The sequence below is a fragment of the Enterobacter sp. GER_MD16_1505_Eko_090 genome (genome assembly GCF_003331015.1).
GTDB lineage: Bacteria > Pseudomonadota > Gammaproteobacteria > Enterobacterales > Enterobacteriaceae > Enterobacter > Enterobacter roggenkampii.
Map to the genome: position 1 here is coordinate 54,599 of NZ_PUQF01000018.1, position 14,206 is coordinate 68,804.

General features: G+C 54.6%; 22 protein-coding genes, 2 pseudogenes and 1 other annotated feature. Of the genes and pseudogenes, 5 read left to right on the forward strand and 19 right to left on the reverse strand.

The window, feature by feature from the left end:
- Window positions 1–4: 4 nt before the first annotated feature.
- Both hisG and hisL read right to left on the reverse strand, forming a co-directional pair.
- A complete protein-coding gene (gene hisG / locus C6A40_RS18915) occupies window positions 5–904 on the reverse strand; it encodes an ATP phosphoribosyltransferase (RefSeq protein ID WP_000886595.1) in 900 nt (299 codons plus the stop codon).
- 45 nt (window positions 905–949) lie between these two features.
- Window positions 950–1,073, reverse strand: a sequence feature (His leader region).
- Window positions 1,049–1,099, reverse strand: coding sequence for a his operon leader peptide (gene hisL / locus C6A40_RS18920; RefSeq protein WP_001364200.1), 51 nt, complete (start codon window positions 1,097–1,099; stop codon window positions 1,049–1,051). It overlaps the preceding feature by 25 nt.
- A 175-nt stretch (window positions 1,100–1,274) precedes the next feature.
- Between hisL and C6A40_RS18925 the strand changes: the two genes are divergently transcribed.
- The 4 genes from C6A40_RS18925 to plaP all read left to right on the forward strand — a co-directional run bounded on the left by C6A40_RS18925 (window position 1,275) and on the right by plaP (window position 4,699).
- Window positions 1,275–2,099 carry an SDR family oxidoreductase gene (locus C6A40_RS18925; protein ID WP_045337077.1) on the forward strand — a complete coding sequence of 275 codons (825 nt, stop codon included), beginning with the start codon at window positions 1,275–1,277 and terminating at the stop codon, window positions 2,097–2,099.
- Between the two features lie 40 nt (window positions 2,100–2,139).
- Window positions 2,140–3,069, forward strand: coding sequence for a LysR substrate-binding domain-containing protein (locus tag C6A40_RS18930; RefSeq protein WP_021241428.1), 930 nt, complete (start codon window positions 2,140–2,142; stop codon window positions 3,067–3,069).
- A gap of 219 nt (window positions 3,070–3,288) precedes the next feature.
- A complete protein-coding gene (yoeI, locus tag C6A40_RS18935; protein ID WP_099458931.1) occupies window positions 3,289–3,351 on the forward strand; it encodes a membrane protein YoeI in 63 nt (20 codons plus the stop codon).
- Complete coding sequence (gene plaP, locus C6A40_RS18940) at window positions 3,341–4,699, forward strand: putrescine/proton symporter PlaP (RefSeq protein WP_008499462.1); 1,359 nt, start codon at window positions 3,341–3,343, stop codon at window positions 4,697–4,699. The genes yoeI and plaP overlap by 11 nt, the downstream gene beginning before the upstream one ends.
- Window positions 4,700–4,820: 121 nt before the next feature.
- Here the strand turns inward: plaP and sbcB are convergent, their stop codons facing one another.
- Window positions 4,821–6,245, reverse strand: coding sequence for an exodeoxyribonuclease I (gene sbcB, locus C6A40_RS18945; protein WP_114191333.1), 1,425 nt, complete (start codon window positions 6,243–6,245; stop codon window positions 4,821–4,823).
- 181 nt (window positions 6,246–6,426) lie between these two features.
- Between sbcB and C6A40_RS18950 the strand changes: the two genes are divergently transcribed.
- Window positions 6,427–7,605: a tyrosine-type recombinase/integrase gene (locus C6A40_RS18950; RefSeq protein ID WP_114191334.1), complete on the forward strand. Its 1,179-nt coding sequence runs from the start codon at window positions 6,427–6,429 to the stop codon at window positions 7,603–7,605.
- Here C6A40_RS18950 and C6A40_RS18955 read toward each other — a convergent pair.
- The 16 genes and pseudogenes from C6A40_RS18955 to C6A40_RS25025 all read right to left on the reverse strand — a co-directional run bounded on the left by C6A40_RS18955 (window position 7,586) and on the right by C6A40_RS25025 (window position 14,202).
- Window positions 7,586–7,777 carry a helix-turn-helix transcriptional regulator gene (locus tag C6A40_RS18955; RefSeq protein ID WP_114191335.1) on the reverse strand — a complete coding sequence of 64 codons (192 nt, stop codon included), beginning with the start codon at window positions 7,775–7,777 and terminating at the stop codon, window positions 7,586–7,588. The two genes, C6A40_RS18950 and C6A40_RS18955, sit on opposite strands and share 20 nt — an antisense overlap.
- Window positions 7,778–7,787: 10 nt before the next feature.
- The gene (locus tag C6A40_RS18960; protein ID WP_114191336.1) at window positions 7,788–7,988 is read right to left on the reverse strand and encodes a hypothetical protein; all 201 of its coding nucleotides are present in this window, start codon (window positions 7,986–7,988) and stop codon (window positions 7,788–7,790) included.
- Between the two features lie 112 nt (window positions 7,989–8,100).
- Entirely contained in the window at window positions 8,101–8,478 is a 378-nt protein-coding gene (locus tag C6A40_RS18965) for a beta-sandwich lipoprotein (RefSeq protein WP_045281533.1), read from the reverse strand.
- Between the two features lie 107 nt (window positions 8,479–8,585).
- On the reverse strand, window positions 8,586–8,846 hold the full coding sequence (locus tag C6A40_RS25110) for a hypothetical protein (protein WP_063137085.1): 261 nt from the start codon (window positions 8,844–8,846) through the stop codon (window positions 8,586–8,588).
- A 9-nt stretch (window positions 8,847–8,855) separates the two neighbouring features.
- Complete coding sequence (locus C6A40_RS18975) at window positions 8,856–9,095, reverse strand: DUF4222 domain-containing protein (RefSeq protein WP_114191337.1); 240 nt, start codon at window positions 9,093–9,095, stop codon at window positions 8,856–8,858.
- Window positions 9,073–9,669, reverse strand: a complete 597-nt coding sequence (locus C6A40_RS18980) for a hypothetical protein (protein WP_114191365.1) — start codon at window positions 9,667–9,669, stop codon at window positions 9,073–9,075. Before C6A40_RS18980 ends, C6A40_RS18975 begins: the two co-directional genes overlap by 23 nt.
- A gap of 11 nt (window positions 9,670–9,680) precedes the next feature.
- Window positions 9,681–9,898, reverse strand: a pseudogene (locus C6A40_RS18985) (TraR/DksA family transcriptional regulator).
- Between the two features lie 318 nt (window positions 9,899–10,216).
- Window positions 10,217–10,435, reverse strand: coding sequence for a hypothetical protein (locus tag C6A40_RS18995; protein ID WP_114191338.1), 219 nt, complete (start codon window positions 10,433–10,435; stop codon window positions 10,217–10,219).
- Entirely contained in the window at window positions 10,432–10,983 is a 552-nt protein-coding gene (locus tag C6A40_RS19000; RefSeq protein WP_114191339.1) for a phage N-6-adenine-methyltransferase, read from the reverse strand. The genes C6A40_RS18995 and C6A40_RS19000 overlap by 4 nt, the downstream gene beginning before the upstream one ends.
- A complete protein-coding gene (locus C6A40_RS19005; protein ID WP_114191340.1) occupies window positions 10,980–11,444 on the reverse strand; it encodes a hypothetical protein in 465 nt (154 codons plus the stop codon). The genes C6A40_RS19000 and C6A40_RS19005 overlap by 4 nt, the downstream gene beginning before the upstream one ends.
- 2 nt (window positions 11,445–11,446) lie before the next feature.
- A complete protein-coding gene (locus tag C6A40_RS19010) occupies window positions 11,447–12,508 on the reverse strand; it encodes a DGQHR domain-containing protein (RefSeq protein WP_114191341.1) in 1,062 nt (353 codons plus the stop codon).
- Window positions 12,505–12,657, reverse strand: a complete 153-nt coding sequence (locus C6A40_RS19015) for a DUF1317 family protein (protein ID WP_006809793.1) — start codon at window positions 12,655–12,657, stop codon at window positions 12,505–12,507. The genes C6A40_RS19010 and C6A40_RS19015 overlap by 4 nt, the downstream gene beginning before the upstream one ends.
- Window positions 12,654–13,082 carry a hypothetical protein gene (locus C6A40_RS19020; protein ID WP_058657407.1) on the reverse strand — a complete coding sequence of 143 codons (429 nt, stop codon included), beginning with the start codon at window positions 13,080–13,082 and terminating at the stop codon, window positions 12,654–12,656. The genes C6A40_RS19015 and C6A40_RS19020 overlap by 4 nt, the downstream gene beginning before the upstream one ends.
- Window positions 13,079–13,702 (reverse strand): lambda exonuclease family protein, encoded by a 624-nt coding sequence (locus tag C6A40_RS19025; RefSeq protein WP_058657408.1) that lies wholly within the window; start codon window positions 13,700–13,702, stop codon window positions 13,079–13,081. The genes C6A40_RS19020 and C6A40_RS19025 overlap by 4 nt, the downstream gene beginning before the upstream one ends.
- On the reverse strand, window positions 13,699–14,007 hold the full coding sequence (locus tag C6A40_RS25020; RefSeq protein ID WP_161958634.1) for a hypothetical protein: 309 nt from the start codon (window positions 14,005–14,007) through the stop codon (window positions 13,699–13,701). Before C6A40_RS25020 ends, C6A40_RS19025 begins: the two co-directional genes overlap by 4 nt.
- Window positions 14,004–14,202, reverse strand: a pseudogene (locus C6A40_RS25025) (hypothetical protein). Before C6A40_RS25025 ends, C6A40_RS25020 begins: the two are co-directional and overlap by 4 nt.
- Window positions 14,203–14,206: the final 4 nt, after the last annotated feature.

Below are 14,206 nucleotides of genomic sequence, written 5' to 3' on the forward strand. Positions count from 1 at the left end.
GCCATTACTCCATCATCTTCTCAATCGGCAGCACCAGGATGGAGCTTGCGCCCAGCGCCTTCAGTTTTTCCATGGTTTCCCAGAACAGGGTTTCGCTGCTCACCATGTGCATCGCCACGCGCTGCTGATCGCCTGCCAGCGGCAGGATGGTTGGGCGCTCGGCGCCCGGCAGCAGGGCAATCACTTCATCCAGACGCTCGGTTGGGGCGTGCATCATGATGTATTTGGATTCACGCGCCTGAATCACGCCCTGAATACGGGTCAGCAGCTTGTCGATCAGCTGCTGCTTAGCGTCGGCCATCTCGCCGTCACGCTGGATCAGGCACGCTTTGGAGCGGTAGATCACCTCCACTTCGCGCAGACCGTTCGCTTCCAGCGTCGCGCCGGTAGAGACCAGGTCACAGATGGCGTCCGCCAGACCCGCACGCGGCGCCACTTCTACAGAACCGTTCAGCAGACAGGATTTAAACTGCACGCCTTTCTGATCCAGATAGCGCTTTAGCAGGTGAGGGTAGGAAGTGGCGATACGTTTGCCGTTCAGCGCGGCCGGGCCGTCCCACGCTTCATCAACCGGCGTCGCCAGCGACAGGCGGCAGCCGCCGAAGTCCAGACGACGCAGGGTGAAGTAACGCGGGTCTTCGCCCTGCGCGCGGCGGGTCAGCAGCTCTTCTTCCAGCACGTTTTCACCGATGATGCCGAGGTCAACGACGCCATCCATGACCAGGCCGGGAATATCGTCATCACGCACGCGCAGAATGTCGATGGGCATGTTTTCAGCCAGAGCAATCAGGCGCTGGGTGTGCAGGTTGATTTTAATCCCGCAGCGGGCCAGCAGTTCGCGTGAATCGTCACTCAAACGGCCTGATTTTTGAATAGCTATGCGTAAGCGTGAGTTATCTAACATTCTTTATTCCTCGTTAACCTGTTTTAACCTGTCTGAATTCGGTCCAAAAAAAAGCCCCCGGAAGAAGATCTTCCGGGGGCTTTTTCATGCGTTCATGCACCACTGGAAGATCCAAACGTCTTCCAGCACACATCGCCTGAAAGACTAGTCAGGATGATGGTGATGATGGTGGTGTTTAAATTGAACGCGTGTCATATAAATTCTCGATGAATGCTTATTCATTTGATGTCTTTTAACCTAAACCAGTTGTGCGACATATTGCAAGGGCTTTTTTTGATCATTAATTCATTTCATATTGATGCTATGAATTGTGTGTTCTGCCGGGCTGGCGTAGCCTTATGAAAGACGAGTGAGAGTCAGGAGAATTCGCATGAAAAAGGTCGCGATTGTCGGTTTAGGATGGCTGGGAATGCCGCTGGCGATGTCATTAGCCGCGAAAGGCTGGCAGGTGACCGGGAGCAAGACCACCCGAGATGGGGTTGAAGCGGCGCGCATGTGCGGTATTGAGGGCGTTGAACTGCGTCTGGAGCCGGAACTGGTGTGTGATGCGGACGATCTGGACACGCTGATGAACGTCGATGCGCTGGTGATTACGCTACCCGCGCGGCGCAGCGGCCCGGGTGAATCATTTTATCTGCAGGCGATGCAGGAGATAGTCGACAGCGCGCTGGCGCATCACGTACCGCGCATTGTTTTTACCAGCTCGACGTCGGTCTATGGTGAGGTTGAAGGCGTAGTGAAAGAGACTTCCGAGCGCCGTCCCGTTACCGCGAGCGGTCAGATCCTGAAAGAGCTGGAAGACTGGCTGCACAATCTTCCCGGCACGCAGGTCGATATCGTTCGTCTGGCGGGGCTGGTGGGCCCTGGCCGCCATCCGGGACGCTTCTTTGCCGGAAAGACTGCGCCAGACGGCCAGCATGGCGTGAATCTTGTCCATATTGAGGATGTTATTGGCGCAATTGAGCTACTCTTACAGGCTCCGAAAGGCGGACACATCTATAATATATGTGCACCGACTCATCCGGCGCGCAGCACCTTTTACCCGCTGATGGCACGTCAGCTGGGCCTGGCTCCGCCGGTCTTTGGTGAGGCAAAAGATGGCAGTAAAGGCAAAATTGTTGATGGCAATCGCATTTGTCATGAGCTGGGGTTTGAGTATCAGTATCCCGATCCGCTGGTGATGCCCATGGAATAAGTTCCGCAGCGGAGACGATCGCACACCAGAAGGGGGCGACATGAAACCGCTGCTGGATGTTCTTATTATTCTGGATGCACTGGAAAAAGAGGGGAGCTTTGCCGCTGCGTCGGCAAAGCTCTACAAAACCCCTTCGGCCCTGAGCTATACCGTCCAAAAACTGGAAAGCGACCTCAATATCCAGATCCTCGATCGCTCCGGGCATCGCGCACGCTTTACCCGCACCGGACAGATGCTGCTGGAAAAAGGCCGCGAAGTCCTGCATACCGTTCGCGAGCTGGAAAAACAGGCCGTCAAGCTGCATCAGGGATGGGAAAACGAGCTGGTGATTGGGGTGGATGACACCTTTCCGTTTTCTCTCCTGACGCCGCTGATTGAAATGTTTTACCAGCATCACAGCGTCACCCGGCTTATTTTCATCAACGGCGTGCTGGGCGGTTCCTGGGATGCCTTAACCCAGGGCAGGGCGGACATTTTTGTCGGTGCATTGCATGAGCCTCCCCAACTCAGTGAATTTGGTTTTGCCCGCCTTGGCGTGCTGGAGCAGGTATTTGCCGTGGCGCCTCATCATCCGCTGGCTCAGGAGCCCGAGCCGCTTAACCGCCGCGTGATTAAAGGCTACCGCGCGATTGTAGTGGGTGACAGCTCTCGCCCGGAATGTGCGGTCTCCTCGCAGCTGCTTGATGAGCAGGAAGCGATTACCGTTTTCGACTTTAAAACCAAGCTTGAGCTGCAAATTAGCGGTCTGGGCTGCGGCTATTTACCCCGCTATCTGGCGCAGCGCTTTATTGACAGCGGTGCGCTTGTTGAAAAACAGGTACTTGCTCAAAACAGCCATGAATCGGTGTGGGTGGGCTGGAATGAACAGACCGCCGGGCTGGCGAGTGCCTGGTGGCGGGACGAAATTTTAGCAAATAGTGCTATCGCTGCTGTATATGCTCAGGGCAGCGTCGAGAAATCAGCCAGTTAGCAAAAAGAAAATTACCCGGTGCGTTGCAAAGTATTGCCTTTTGTATCCGATGTGGGGCAAAATGCCGCCGCTGCAACCAAATGAATAATCGACGATATAAAAGGCGTCGGTTATTTTTTTTTGCATGTACGAAACGAAACTAAAAACCAAGAGGCCGGGCTTCGTACCGGATAGATATTTACTAAAATCCGACAGTTGTTGTCGCTGAGGAAGAAAGAAATGGGGCAATTTTTCGCTTACGTGGCGGTTATCACCGTAAAGGAGAATAACTATGTCGCATAACGCAACTCCAAACACCTCTCGCGTGGAATTACGTAAAACGCTTACGTTGATTCCGGTTGTTATGATGGGCCTGGCCTATATGCAACCGATGACGCTGTTTGATACATTCGGTATCGTATCAGGCCTCACAGACGGTCATGTGCCAACGGCATATGGCTTCGCGCTGATTGCGATCCTCTTTACCGCGCTGAGCTACGGTAAACTGGTGCGTCGCTATCCGTCTGCGGGTTCCGCTTACACCTATGCCCAGAAATCCATCAGCCCGACGGTTGGCTTTATGGTGGGCTGGTCTTCGCTGCTCGACTATCTGTTCGCGCCGATGATCAACATTCTGCTGGCAAAAATCTATTTTGAAGCGCTGGTGCCGTCGATTCCCTCGTGGATGTTCGTCGTGGCGCTGGTGGCCTTTATGACGGCCTTTAACCTGCGCAGCATCAAGTCTGTCGCCAACTTTAACTCCGTTATCGTTGTGCTTCAGGTTGTCCTGATTGCGGTTATTCTTGGCATGGTGATTTACGGCGTATTCCACGGCGAAGGCGCGGGCACCCTGGCGAGCAGCAAGCCGTTCTGGTCTGGTGATGCGCACGTTATCCCGATGATTACCGGGGCAACCATTCTGTGCTTCTCCTTTACCGGTTTTGACGGGATCAGCAACCTGTCTGAAGAAACCAAAGATGCAGAGCGCGTAATTCCTCGTGCCATCTTCCTGACGGCGCTGATTGGCGGTCTGATCTTTATTTTCTCGACCTATTTCCTGCAGCTGTACTTCCCGGATATCTCTCGCTTCAAGGATCCGGATGCGTCTCAGCCGGAAATTATGCTGTACGTGGCGGGTAAAGCGTTCCAGGTCGGCGCGCTGATCTTCTCCACCATCACCGTACTGGCGTCCGGTATGGCCGCGCATGCAGGCGTTGCGCGTCTGATGTACGTAATGGGCCGCGATGGCGTATTCCCGAAAAGCTTCTTCGGCTACGTGCATCCAACCTGGCGTACCCCGGCAATGAACATTATCCTGGTCGGTGCGATCGCGCTTCTGGCGATTAACTTTGACCTGGTGATGGCAACGGCGCTGATTAACTTCGGTGCGCTGGTGGCGTTCACCTTTGTTAACCTGTCGGTGATCTCTCAGTTCTGGATCCGTGAAAAGCGTAACAAGACGCTGAAAGATCACTTCCAGTATCTGTTCCTGCCGATGTGCGGTGCCCTGACCGTGGGCGCGCTGTGGGTTAACCTGGAAGAGAGCTCGATGGTGCTTGGCCTGATTTGGGCGGGTATCGGTCTGGTTTACCTGGCCTGCGTCACGAAGAGCTTCCGTAACCCGGTTCCGCAGTACGAAGACGTCGCGTAAGACTGTGTCGGGTGGCGGCTATGCCTTACCCGACCTACATACCCCGTAGGCCCGCGTAAGCGCCGCGCCAACGGGCAAAAAAAGCCGGAGACATCGCCTCCGGCTTTTTTATACCTATCGATCAAACTATCTCTTGCGCGTACTGGAACAGGGATTTCAGCAGCGCCTGTTTTTCAGCATTCCCTTCATACTGGCCGTAGAGCATCTCCAGCTCCTGTGCATAGCTGTGCAGGTACTCTGGCGTAAACACGTTGCGACGATGCTGCAGCCAGCGTTCCTGCTCGGCTTCATCCAGCGTGCCGGGGTAATTACGCGCGCGGTAGTTAAACATCAGCTTTTCGATGCGCTTATCGGCGAAGGTGATATCCAGCGCCGGTAAGTTGCGCGGCTCTGTTTGCAGAACGATATTCATGGCCGCGCGATCGGCATCGCTGAAGAAACCGTTATAGAGTTGGGCGTCCACGTTCTCAGACGGCACGAACGGCTCGGCTTCGGCAAAAATGGCCACGACTTTCTCGCGCACCTGCGGATTTTCACGCAGCACTTTGAGATTATCGAGGCAGTGCTGGCGGTTAATGCCCAGCCTGTCAGCATCTTCCGGGCGCAGCGTATTCGCCTGCGCCAGGACCGGACATTTATTGATATGCACCAGTTTGACCGGCACCGCCGGCAGATCGCCGAGCTCGTTTTTCGGGGTATAAAGCCGTTCGCGTAGGGTATCGCTGTCGAGTTCGAGCAGCGGTGAAATATCGCCCGCCAGGTCCACCATGATGACCGCATTACGGTTGTCCGGATGCCAGGCCAGCGGCGCAACCCAGCTGGTATTGCCGCGCCATGCGCCAAACATGCCGGAAATATGCACCAGGGGTTTCATCTGCGGTACGTCGATAAGGGTCATAAGCTTCTGCTTGCTGCGATGGCTCAGCAGATACTCAAACAGCCGGGGCTGTGCGCTTTTCACCAGCTTTGCCATGGCAATGGTGGCATAGACGTCCGCCATCGCGTCGTGGGCATTGCTGTGCTCGATACCGTTGGCGCGCGTCAGGTGTTCCAGCCGGAAGCTTGTCAGACCTTCCTCATTTTCCGGCCAGTGAATGCCTTCAGGACGCAGGGCGTAGCAGGCACGCATGATGTCGAGCAAATCCCAGCGGGAATTGCGGTTCTGCCAGCTCCAGGCATAGGGATCGTAGAAGTTGCGATAGAAGATATTGCGCGTCACTTCGTCATCGAAGCGGATGTTGTTGTAACCGACCACGCAGGTATTGGGAACGGTAAACAGGTCGTGGATGCGGCGGGCGAATTCTGCCTCGTTAACGCCTTTTTCCCGCGCTTCCTGCGGGGTGATCCCGGTGACCATCACCGCGCCGGGCTGCGGCAGGTAATCATCCGCCGGCTTGCAGTAAAAGACCTCTGGCTCGCCGATGATGTTGAATTCGTCGTCGGTACGGATGGCGGCAAACTGCGCCGGTCGGTCCAGCGCCGGATGCGTGCCAAAGGTTTCGTAGTCGTGGAATAGGAAGGTAGGTTGTTTATCTGTGTCTGCCATTGTTTAATATTGTCCACAATAGTTAATTAACTGCCTGTTATCACTCGAAAAACAACCCTTTTCTCACCTGAGTTTGTCCACGAACGTTAAATATAGTTGTTTACTGTGTCTCGATGTCCATGTGATATTGCGTACCAGAAGTGTACCAAACCACTATTTCTGAGCGTACCAAATATTATTTATGGCTATCAGCGACACAAAACTGCGTACCATTCATGGTAAACCATATTCGGGCCCACAAGAAGTGGCTGATGCTGATGGCCTCAGCGTGCGCATTTCTCCAAAGGGGGTCATCCAGTTCCAGTACCGGTATCGCTGGCATGGTAAACCTCATCGTCTTGGAATTGGCCGCTACCCGTCGGTGTCGTTAAAGGATGCCAGGCAGATCACGTCTGATTTACGAAACCTTTATTTCTCCGGCACAGATCCGCGCTCCTACTTTGAAGAGAAAACGCAGAACTCCCTGACGGTCGCTCAGTGCCTAGACTACTGGTTCGACAATTACGTCTCTACAACACTCAGAGAAAAGACCCAGGCACTATACCGCTCAACGGTTATGAAGCGGATGCATGACGCTTTCCCGAATCGACCGGCATCCTCCATCACTGTGAAGCAGTGGGTAGATCTCCTCACCGAAGAGGAAAGGGATAACCCACGCCGCGCGCGCCAGGTACTCAGCCAGCTAAGATCGGCGATAAGCTGGTGCATGCGGCGTCAGGTGATAGATAGCTGCGCAATTATGAGCATCCAGCCAAGAGACTTTGGCTCCCGCGCTGCTGTGGGCGACCGCGTTCTGTCGTATAACGAGCTGGCTCAGATTTGGATGGCTATTGAAAGAAGCCGGGCGTCTACCTCAAACAAGCTTCTTCACCAGATGCTGATGCTTTGGGGGGCGAGGCTCTCAGAACTGAGGCTGGCAACCAAGAACGAATTTGACCTGCTGGACAACGTCTGGACCGTGCCGAAAGAGCACAGCAAAATGGGCAACGTCATCCGTCGCCCCATCTTCGAACAGATTAAGCCTTTCCTCGAAAAGGCCATGACAACTTACAATGATGTGCTTTTCCCCGGGGAGGATATAAACGAACCGATCAGCATTGCGGCCGCCAACCGGTTCGTAAATCGAATAAGGGGAGGAATGGACCTTGGCTACTGGCGAACCCACGACTTCAGGAGGACACTGGTAACAAGGCTGTCTGAAATGGATGTCGAGCCCCATGTTACTGAGAGGATGCTCGGGCATGAACTTGGCGGGGTAATGGCCGTGTACAACAAACACGACTGGATAGAGGCTCAGCGCAAAGCGTATGAGCTTCACGCTGATAAGCTGTTCTGGCACATCAGGAACATTTCTGGTTAACGCCGCCATTGAGGATCCATCCATCAACAGCTTCACGCAGGTACGCCTTCGGGTGGGTCCTGACTGGCTTCGGAAACCCGTGCCGGTTGGTGTAGTTCCAGATTGTCTGGCGTGATGAAACCCCAAGTTTGCTCATCACTTCTTTTTCTGGAATCAGGCTGGTATCGGTCATTGTGATCTCCTTACGCCATTTCTTTATACAGGCGTGGCCCATCGATTGTGGCCGCGCGTAATTCGTTTTCCGGATGCACTGAATAATTTCGGTCGTCCCACCGCACCCAGAACTGTGGATGGTCGCCGTCCGGGTCCTGCAGACTATCCACTACGCCATGAATGCCGCCGGTCTTCTTCTGGACTATTGCGCCCACAATAAAAGCAGCCATTGCACACCTTCCGGTTCGTGAAGAAATGAGATGAGAGCGCCCAGCGCCATAATTGCGGCGATGAGCCAGGTCATGGGGTTTGATTGCATGGGGCGCTCCTGCTGTAACGTGGTTAGCGGATATCGATGTCAGGGATGATTACGGAAGGTTTGAAGGTGACGCGATAATGGTTCACGCTGGCGTTCGTGCCGCTCAGATCTTCCATGAACCAGGTCACGTTATCTGATAGGCCGAGCATGTGCTTTTTGTAGACGCCCGGCCCGGTCTTGCAGATGACGCCCAGGGTACGATCGGTGCTGGTATTGTCTTTGGAGCAAAGTCCTGTGATCTCCAGCATGAATTCGCCGGTGATGCCGTTATAAAAAACAAAGCGACGCTGAGCTTCGAAATTGTCCGCGGCTTTGCTGACGTTACGGCTGGCCACATCCGCATCATTCACATCACACGCCGACAGCGCCAGAACAGCCAGTAGTAGTAAACCTTTTTTCATTTTGTCACCTGTAAAAAGAAGCCCGGCGCGGGGCCGGGCAAAAGGGATCACGAGGTGGTGCTTTCGCACCCAATAGCCAGCTCATAACTGGCTATCAGTTGAGTGAGTTAGATCTGCGATCGGGCATTCCGCTTCACCGAGAAGTTTCCGGTCAGCGCGCTGCTGATTGGGCCGCCATTGCTCAGGTCTGCAACGATGATATCGACGGTCAGCCCTTCGCTTGTCATTTCGTTATCAATCGGCTCATTGTCCTCAAGCGCATCACGGAAAGACGCGGCGACAATCTTCCCACCCATAAACGACATGCCAGCGCTAACAGGTGGCTCTTTACCGTCCTCATACTCAAATACGAACGTCATCTTTCCCATAATTTCTCCTCATGCCGCACGCTGGGCGCGCAGCTTCTTCAGGTGTTCTGCTGCTTCGATTTCTTCGGCGATCCGCTCGGCCTGTGCTTTGGTCAGCGGCTCGAAATCCTGGTTAAAGCGGCCCATGCTGGCGATGCAGGTGCGACCGTTGCGGATGTAGTGGATTACTTCGTGGGTAGCGCGGAGGATTTTGCAGGGTGCGCCGTGGGGATCGGCGTACCAGGTATTAGGCTGGATTATCCTGAACATTGGGCACCACCTTAAATTCGATAACCCAGACCCAAGGGTTAGACCGCCAACTTTCGTCACCGTAAATGGATTTCCACAGGCTACGGAAACCAAGGAAGTGTTTATCGCCAATAACGCAGCATTCAGTCGGAGCCCCTTCAGCTTTTGCATCGCATTCGCTGATATCGTTTAACCGCTCTACCCGCACCCCGGTAATCTCCAACGTGATGCGGCTTGCCCATCGCGGCATGTGAATAGACGGTGTCCAGCGAATATCGGAAGCCGGCTGCACGTTCTCGTAATGAGATGGAACATGCGCTGGGTAATTCGCGCGATAAAGTTTCAGATACGGCGCACTGGCTCCAGCATCTGCCCACGTCTCCCGCACCCAGATGCGGTCGCCGACGGCACCGAACGGGCAATTGAAAATTCTGCTTTCTCCGTAATGTCCGTACCACTGAAAACCACCGTCCACGCTTCTGATTAGGGCTGGGGTGTCGGGGTAATCTCCGGCAGGCTGGTTTTTCATGATGCGACGCGTCTGCGTCTTCCGGCCGTCGAGGATGGCACGCACCATCTCGCCGTTAAAAATCATTCCGCGCTCTTTCACTGGATCCCCCTTTGCTTATTCCTCAATTCGATTTCTCCTGACAACTGGCGCACGTCTGGCAGCCGGGTACGGCAGCGCGTCGCGGCTCGGGAATTGGTTCGTCGCATTCTTCACAACGCTCAGCTGATACGGCGTTACGGTTGATACGGTGAGCGGAAAGGGCAGCGTTACGCTGAAGCTCTTCAATCTCTGCTGCGGTATCGATGATGTCCATGGTCAATGCTCCCGGAACTGTCGGTTAATTCGGTTGAGGGTGAACGCCAGCAATAAAAAAGGCCGCGATAGCGACCTCGTGATTACTGATGTCATGGCTGAATCCACCCCTTACCTTTGACGTGCTGGATGACACCAAGCTTCCTGAGCGACTGGAGTCGGCGGTCAAGGATGCGGAAGACGTCCATTGGGTGCTTTCCTTCTGCCTCAGCAATGACGAGGCACTCCTGCCTGACGGAAGGGTTAAATATCTTCGAAAACGAGGTTGGCTGAGCGCCGATAGCGCTTAACACTTCGCTATCCAGTTTCGCGTATTTGGTCACGATTCAACTCCGAAGCGGCGATTAAGCCGACCTGTGTATACGACGAACTCCAGGAGGCTAACTCCAAGAGCTTCTATTTTCTTGTGATGCCTGTTGATGATGGGAGGCACCGTTTCGTTCCAGTTAGGCTTTGGCTTCTTGCGCATGGCCTGCTGGATTTCCTCGGTGCAGCGGCGGCAGGCGGCGCGGATGGCGTTTTCATTTGCTGGTGTCATGCGGCCTCCCGGCGGGCGAGAAGTTTCGTCCCGAAAGCCATAAGCTCGTCCCGGTCCACAGTTGCAAAGTGGCAGTGTGTACGCGGATACGGTCGCCAGATGATGAGCATCGACCCTTTATTGTTGCCGCTGACTGGCTTACCGGTGACCGGGTTGATAAATGCGAGCCGCCCGGCAGTGATAAAGCGAACCTCACTGGCGGTCTGGATCGCCTCTTTGAACCAGCCAACCGAAGTGTCTGCCGGAACCAGCATGACCGTGCCGATCTGATTGGCGATCTCGGCTGCTGCCTTCTTCACGAAAGGTGTAATATCGCTGTATGGCGGGTTCAGCCAGACGTAGCCAGGAACATTCAGATAATCAGCCCAGGTCGTTTCCAGCGTATTCTGCTCGACGGTGATGAACTTCCTGCATAGCGCATTATGCCGCGCTGCGGCTGCATCTAGCTGGAAGCAGAACTCAGCATCAAGGGAAGCGAAGAGGGCTGGTGGAGTGCGCCAGAGGTCGCGCTGATCCGATGGCGTGTTGCTCCCGGTGTAATCAGTCATGCCGCCTCCCGTCTGCGTGCCAGCAACGGCCCATCGTGTCCTGCGTGAAAGCTTTCAACCATCGCGCGGCAACACGCCGGACAGCAGCTATAAGTCCTTTGCGGCTCTCCGTCGAATTTCCAGTAAGAGGAACGCATAGACGCGGAGAACGTGGCGCAGATATCGCAATGAAAGGATTCTGTTTCCAGAACCCTCATTAGCTGAGGCTCGGAGAGCTCGAACTTTCTTGCGATAGCCGCATGCTCAAGACCGGCATCAAGTAGGGCTTCAATCAGTTGCAGATCGTCAATGGTTAATTTCCCGCAGCGGTAAAGACCCATGCTGCTGGCCTTCATCTGGATAGATGCTTTGGTGCGCTGTAACGTTGCGCACAGTTCATCCATGTTCATGTAAAGGTAGGTTTTGGACAAAAAAATGGCCTGTGAATCAGGCCAGGGCATTGAGTGCATCTGCATTGTCATAACTACTCCTCAAGGCTTTTCGCCAGGATAACTTTGACGAGCCGCTCAGCAGCCGATTTCTGCGCCGGAACGGAGGCAATGATCGTTGGACGGTCTTTTTCGGCATTCACACAGACGCCACCCCATCGCGAAATCAGGAAGAAGTCTTCCATCTCAGAGGAGCCCACACTGCTCGCCAGTTCCTCAATCATCTGGACGATATCTACGATTGAGTGGTCAGCCATCAGCCGCTGAACGGCGTAGCCGAAGGCATTGATCATCACCGCGTGGAACTGAATGTAGTCGCGCTTGTAGTCTGCCTGGCTGGTGCCGTGGCGAATCGCTTCGATCTGCGTCAGGGCCAGCCAGGCCTCCCAGATGGATTCGATGTCGCCCATTTCCAGCGGCTTGCTGCCCGCGTTGGCAAACTTGGCCGTCGCGTCGCTAAGCGCCTTGAAGCTCACCCACAACTTACTTTTCGCCGGTACGACGTTGTGCTCGAAGTCTGTCACCTCTGCGAAGGTGTCGTGCTGAGACAGGAACGTCACCATCCCCTGTGCAACTTCATTACGCCCGTCATAGGCCATGTTGATCGCAGCGGAAGGTTTCGAGACGTTGTTATTGATATCGGAGAAGAACTGCTGGCGTGCCTTCAGCGGGAGATTATGGGTCAGCATCAGCGGGATGCTGATTGGCTCTCCGTAAGTCCGGCAGAACTCAGCTAACCCGGCGGCGCGGTGCTGGCCGTCGAACAGCTTGATCACCGCATCCATAGGGAAGCGTGCCACGCCCACATTCGTATTGCCGAACTCTTCAAACTCAATATCCGCGTCGCAGTTGCCGACCAGCGGCGGGATGATGAAGGGCTCTTTATTTTGGTATGCATTGACGAGGTACTGGTAAAACTTCTTCACTCGCGCCTGGTTAATTTCGCGTTGAGAGCGCTCGAGCGTGCTGCCGTGATTGTCGGACGCAAGTATGCGCGTTAGCGCGCGGGCAGGCGCCGTGATCATGTAAGTCGCCGTGCTACCCTGCATGCCGCGCGACGCAGGGAACTCAAAGAAATAATCGCCTACTTTGCTCATGCCGCCTCCTGCCTTTCCCGATATTCCTCAGCGAGGCGCTGCGCCTTTAATGGATTACTGACAACTTCACCCCATGGCATTAGCCAGCCGTTACCAATGAAGGGAAGGCACAGTGTGCCAACCCTGATGTCGTCGTGAGCGTGAGTCATAGGATGGACTCAATTTCGTCGATGTAGAGGCCTTGAGCAATCAGGCGGCGACGGCGGGCGGCACGCGCTATGCACTCCTGCCGTCTACCTTCCTGCGATTGTTCTATGGCGCGCCGGGTAAACAGCCGTGATTTGCCTTGCGGCGTTACGACCTTTGGCTTCGTGACCAGGTCGAATGTCCGGTCGCATATGCCGTCCTCGTTGAGCCATTTTTCCGATTCAACGATCTGCGCTATCTGTCCGGTGCCGCGGGTGATGCCGTTGGCTACCCGGTTAAACTCAATCAGCGTTACGCCAAACTTCTCAGCGATTTCGCTACCGGTTACCGGGCGGCCGCGCGTCTGAATCATCCAGATAACGCGCTCACGGAGGCCGGAGAATTGCCCGGTTCGCCCGGGCCTGCGGTAAAATGGTGTGCGTTTCATTCGAGCTCCAGGATGCGGCGCTTCGTGTCCGCAACAAGTTCGAGGAAGTCTTTTCGGCGCGCGCGTAGCCGGGCTATTTCTGTTTCACATTCAGCAGCTGTAAGACGATAGACGATGAGCTGTTTACCGTCCGGGAAGTCTGAGCAGTAGCTGATGAAGTCCACCCAATCCCTGCCAGAGCAATCAAGGTGACCGACCAGTTGCCATCTGTATGCCGGATCGAAGGAGCCGCGGGTGAGGGTGGAGTAGTGAGTGGCGGCAATGACCGACTTAATCTCAACGAGCCCGTCCTGGCCAACGAGGCCGTCAGGGCTGTCGCCGTACGTTTCGTGATCAAAGAACCCGCCGTTATCCACGTCGACGAAGTTCATCTCTTCGTAGAGCATGCGGGCAATGGGCTCCTGTTCGTGCCCGCGTTCCATGTGTTCGTTTGAGAAGCCGAACTCAGACTTGCATCCCTTAATCTGCTCCAGAGCCAACTGAAGTGCGTAACGCTTGGCTGGTTCGCCAAAAGCCTTTCCATCGTTAGCCATAATCAGGCCGAAGTTGGACGCGGTTGCCTTACCCAGGCGAAGAGCATCCCACTCTTCACCATTTTGCTCGACGTCGTGCCAGATCATGATGAACACTCCTGCTCAAGTAGGCGCCGATGCTCTGGAGAAATATCCATTCTCGCCAGCACTGCATCAAGGTTGCCGTCTCGCTTGAAGGCAGCTTTGGCGTTATTCCATGCCTGCGTTTTTTCCGGCGAAAGCACCGGTTTTGTGACGCGCGCCGGGCTTAAGCGGAGACCTTCAACCGATTCCTTTCCGAACCGGACATTTTTATCGACGTAAACAGTGACCTTCACGCCTATCCAATCCTCAAGGAAGGGGGAACCGGTGATGCTTTTCAGCATCTTGCTATTGGTTGCATTCAAAATCATCGGCTTAAGCTTTTCGCCAGGGCGCAGCTCGAGCTCTTCAAAATAAGCGGTGTTAAAAACGTCTTTGGATTTTTTTGTTTTGTCGTTTTCTAACGTTGCCCGGGCGATCGTCAGCACCGTTGGCTCAACGATATCGGCGCTGCTCAGGTAAGGGGAGTCAAAAGCTTTTCGGTAGTGAGTTTTAGTTTCAGACATTTCA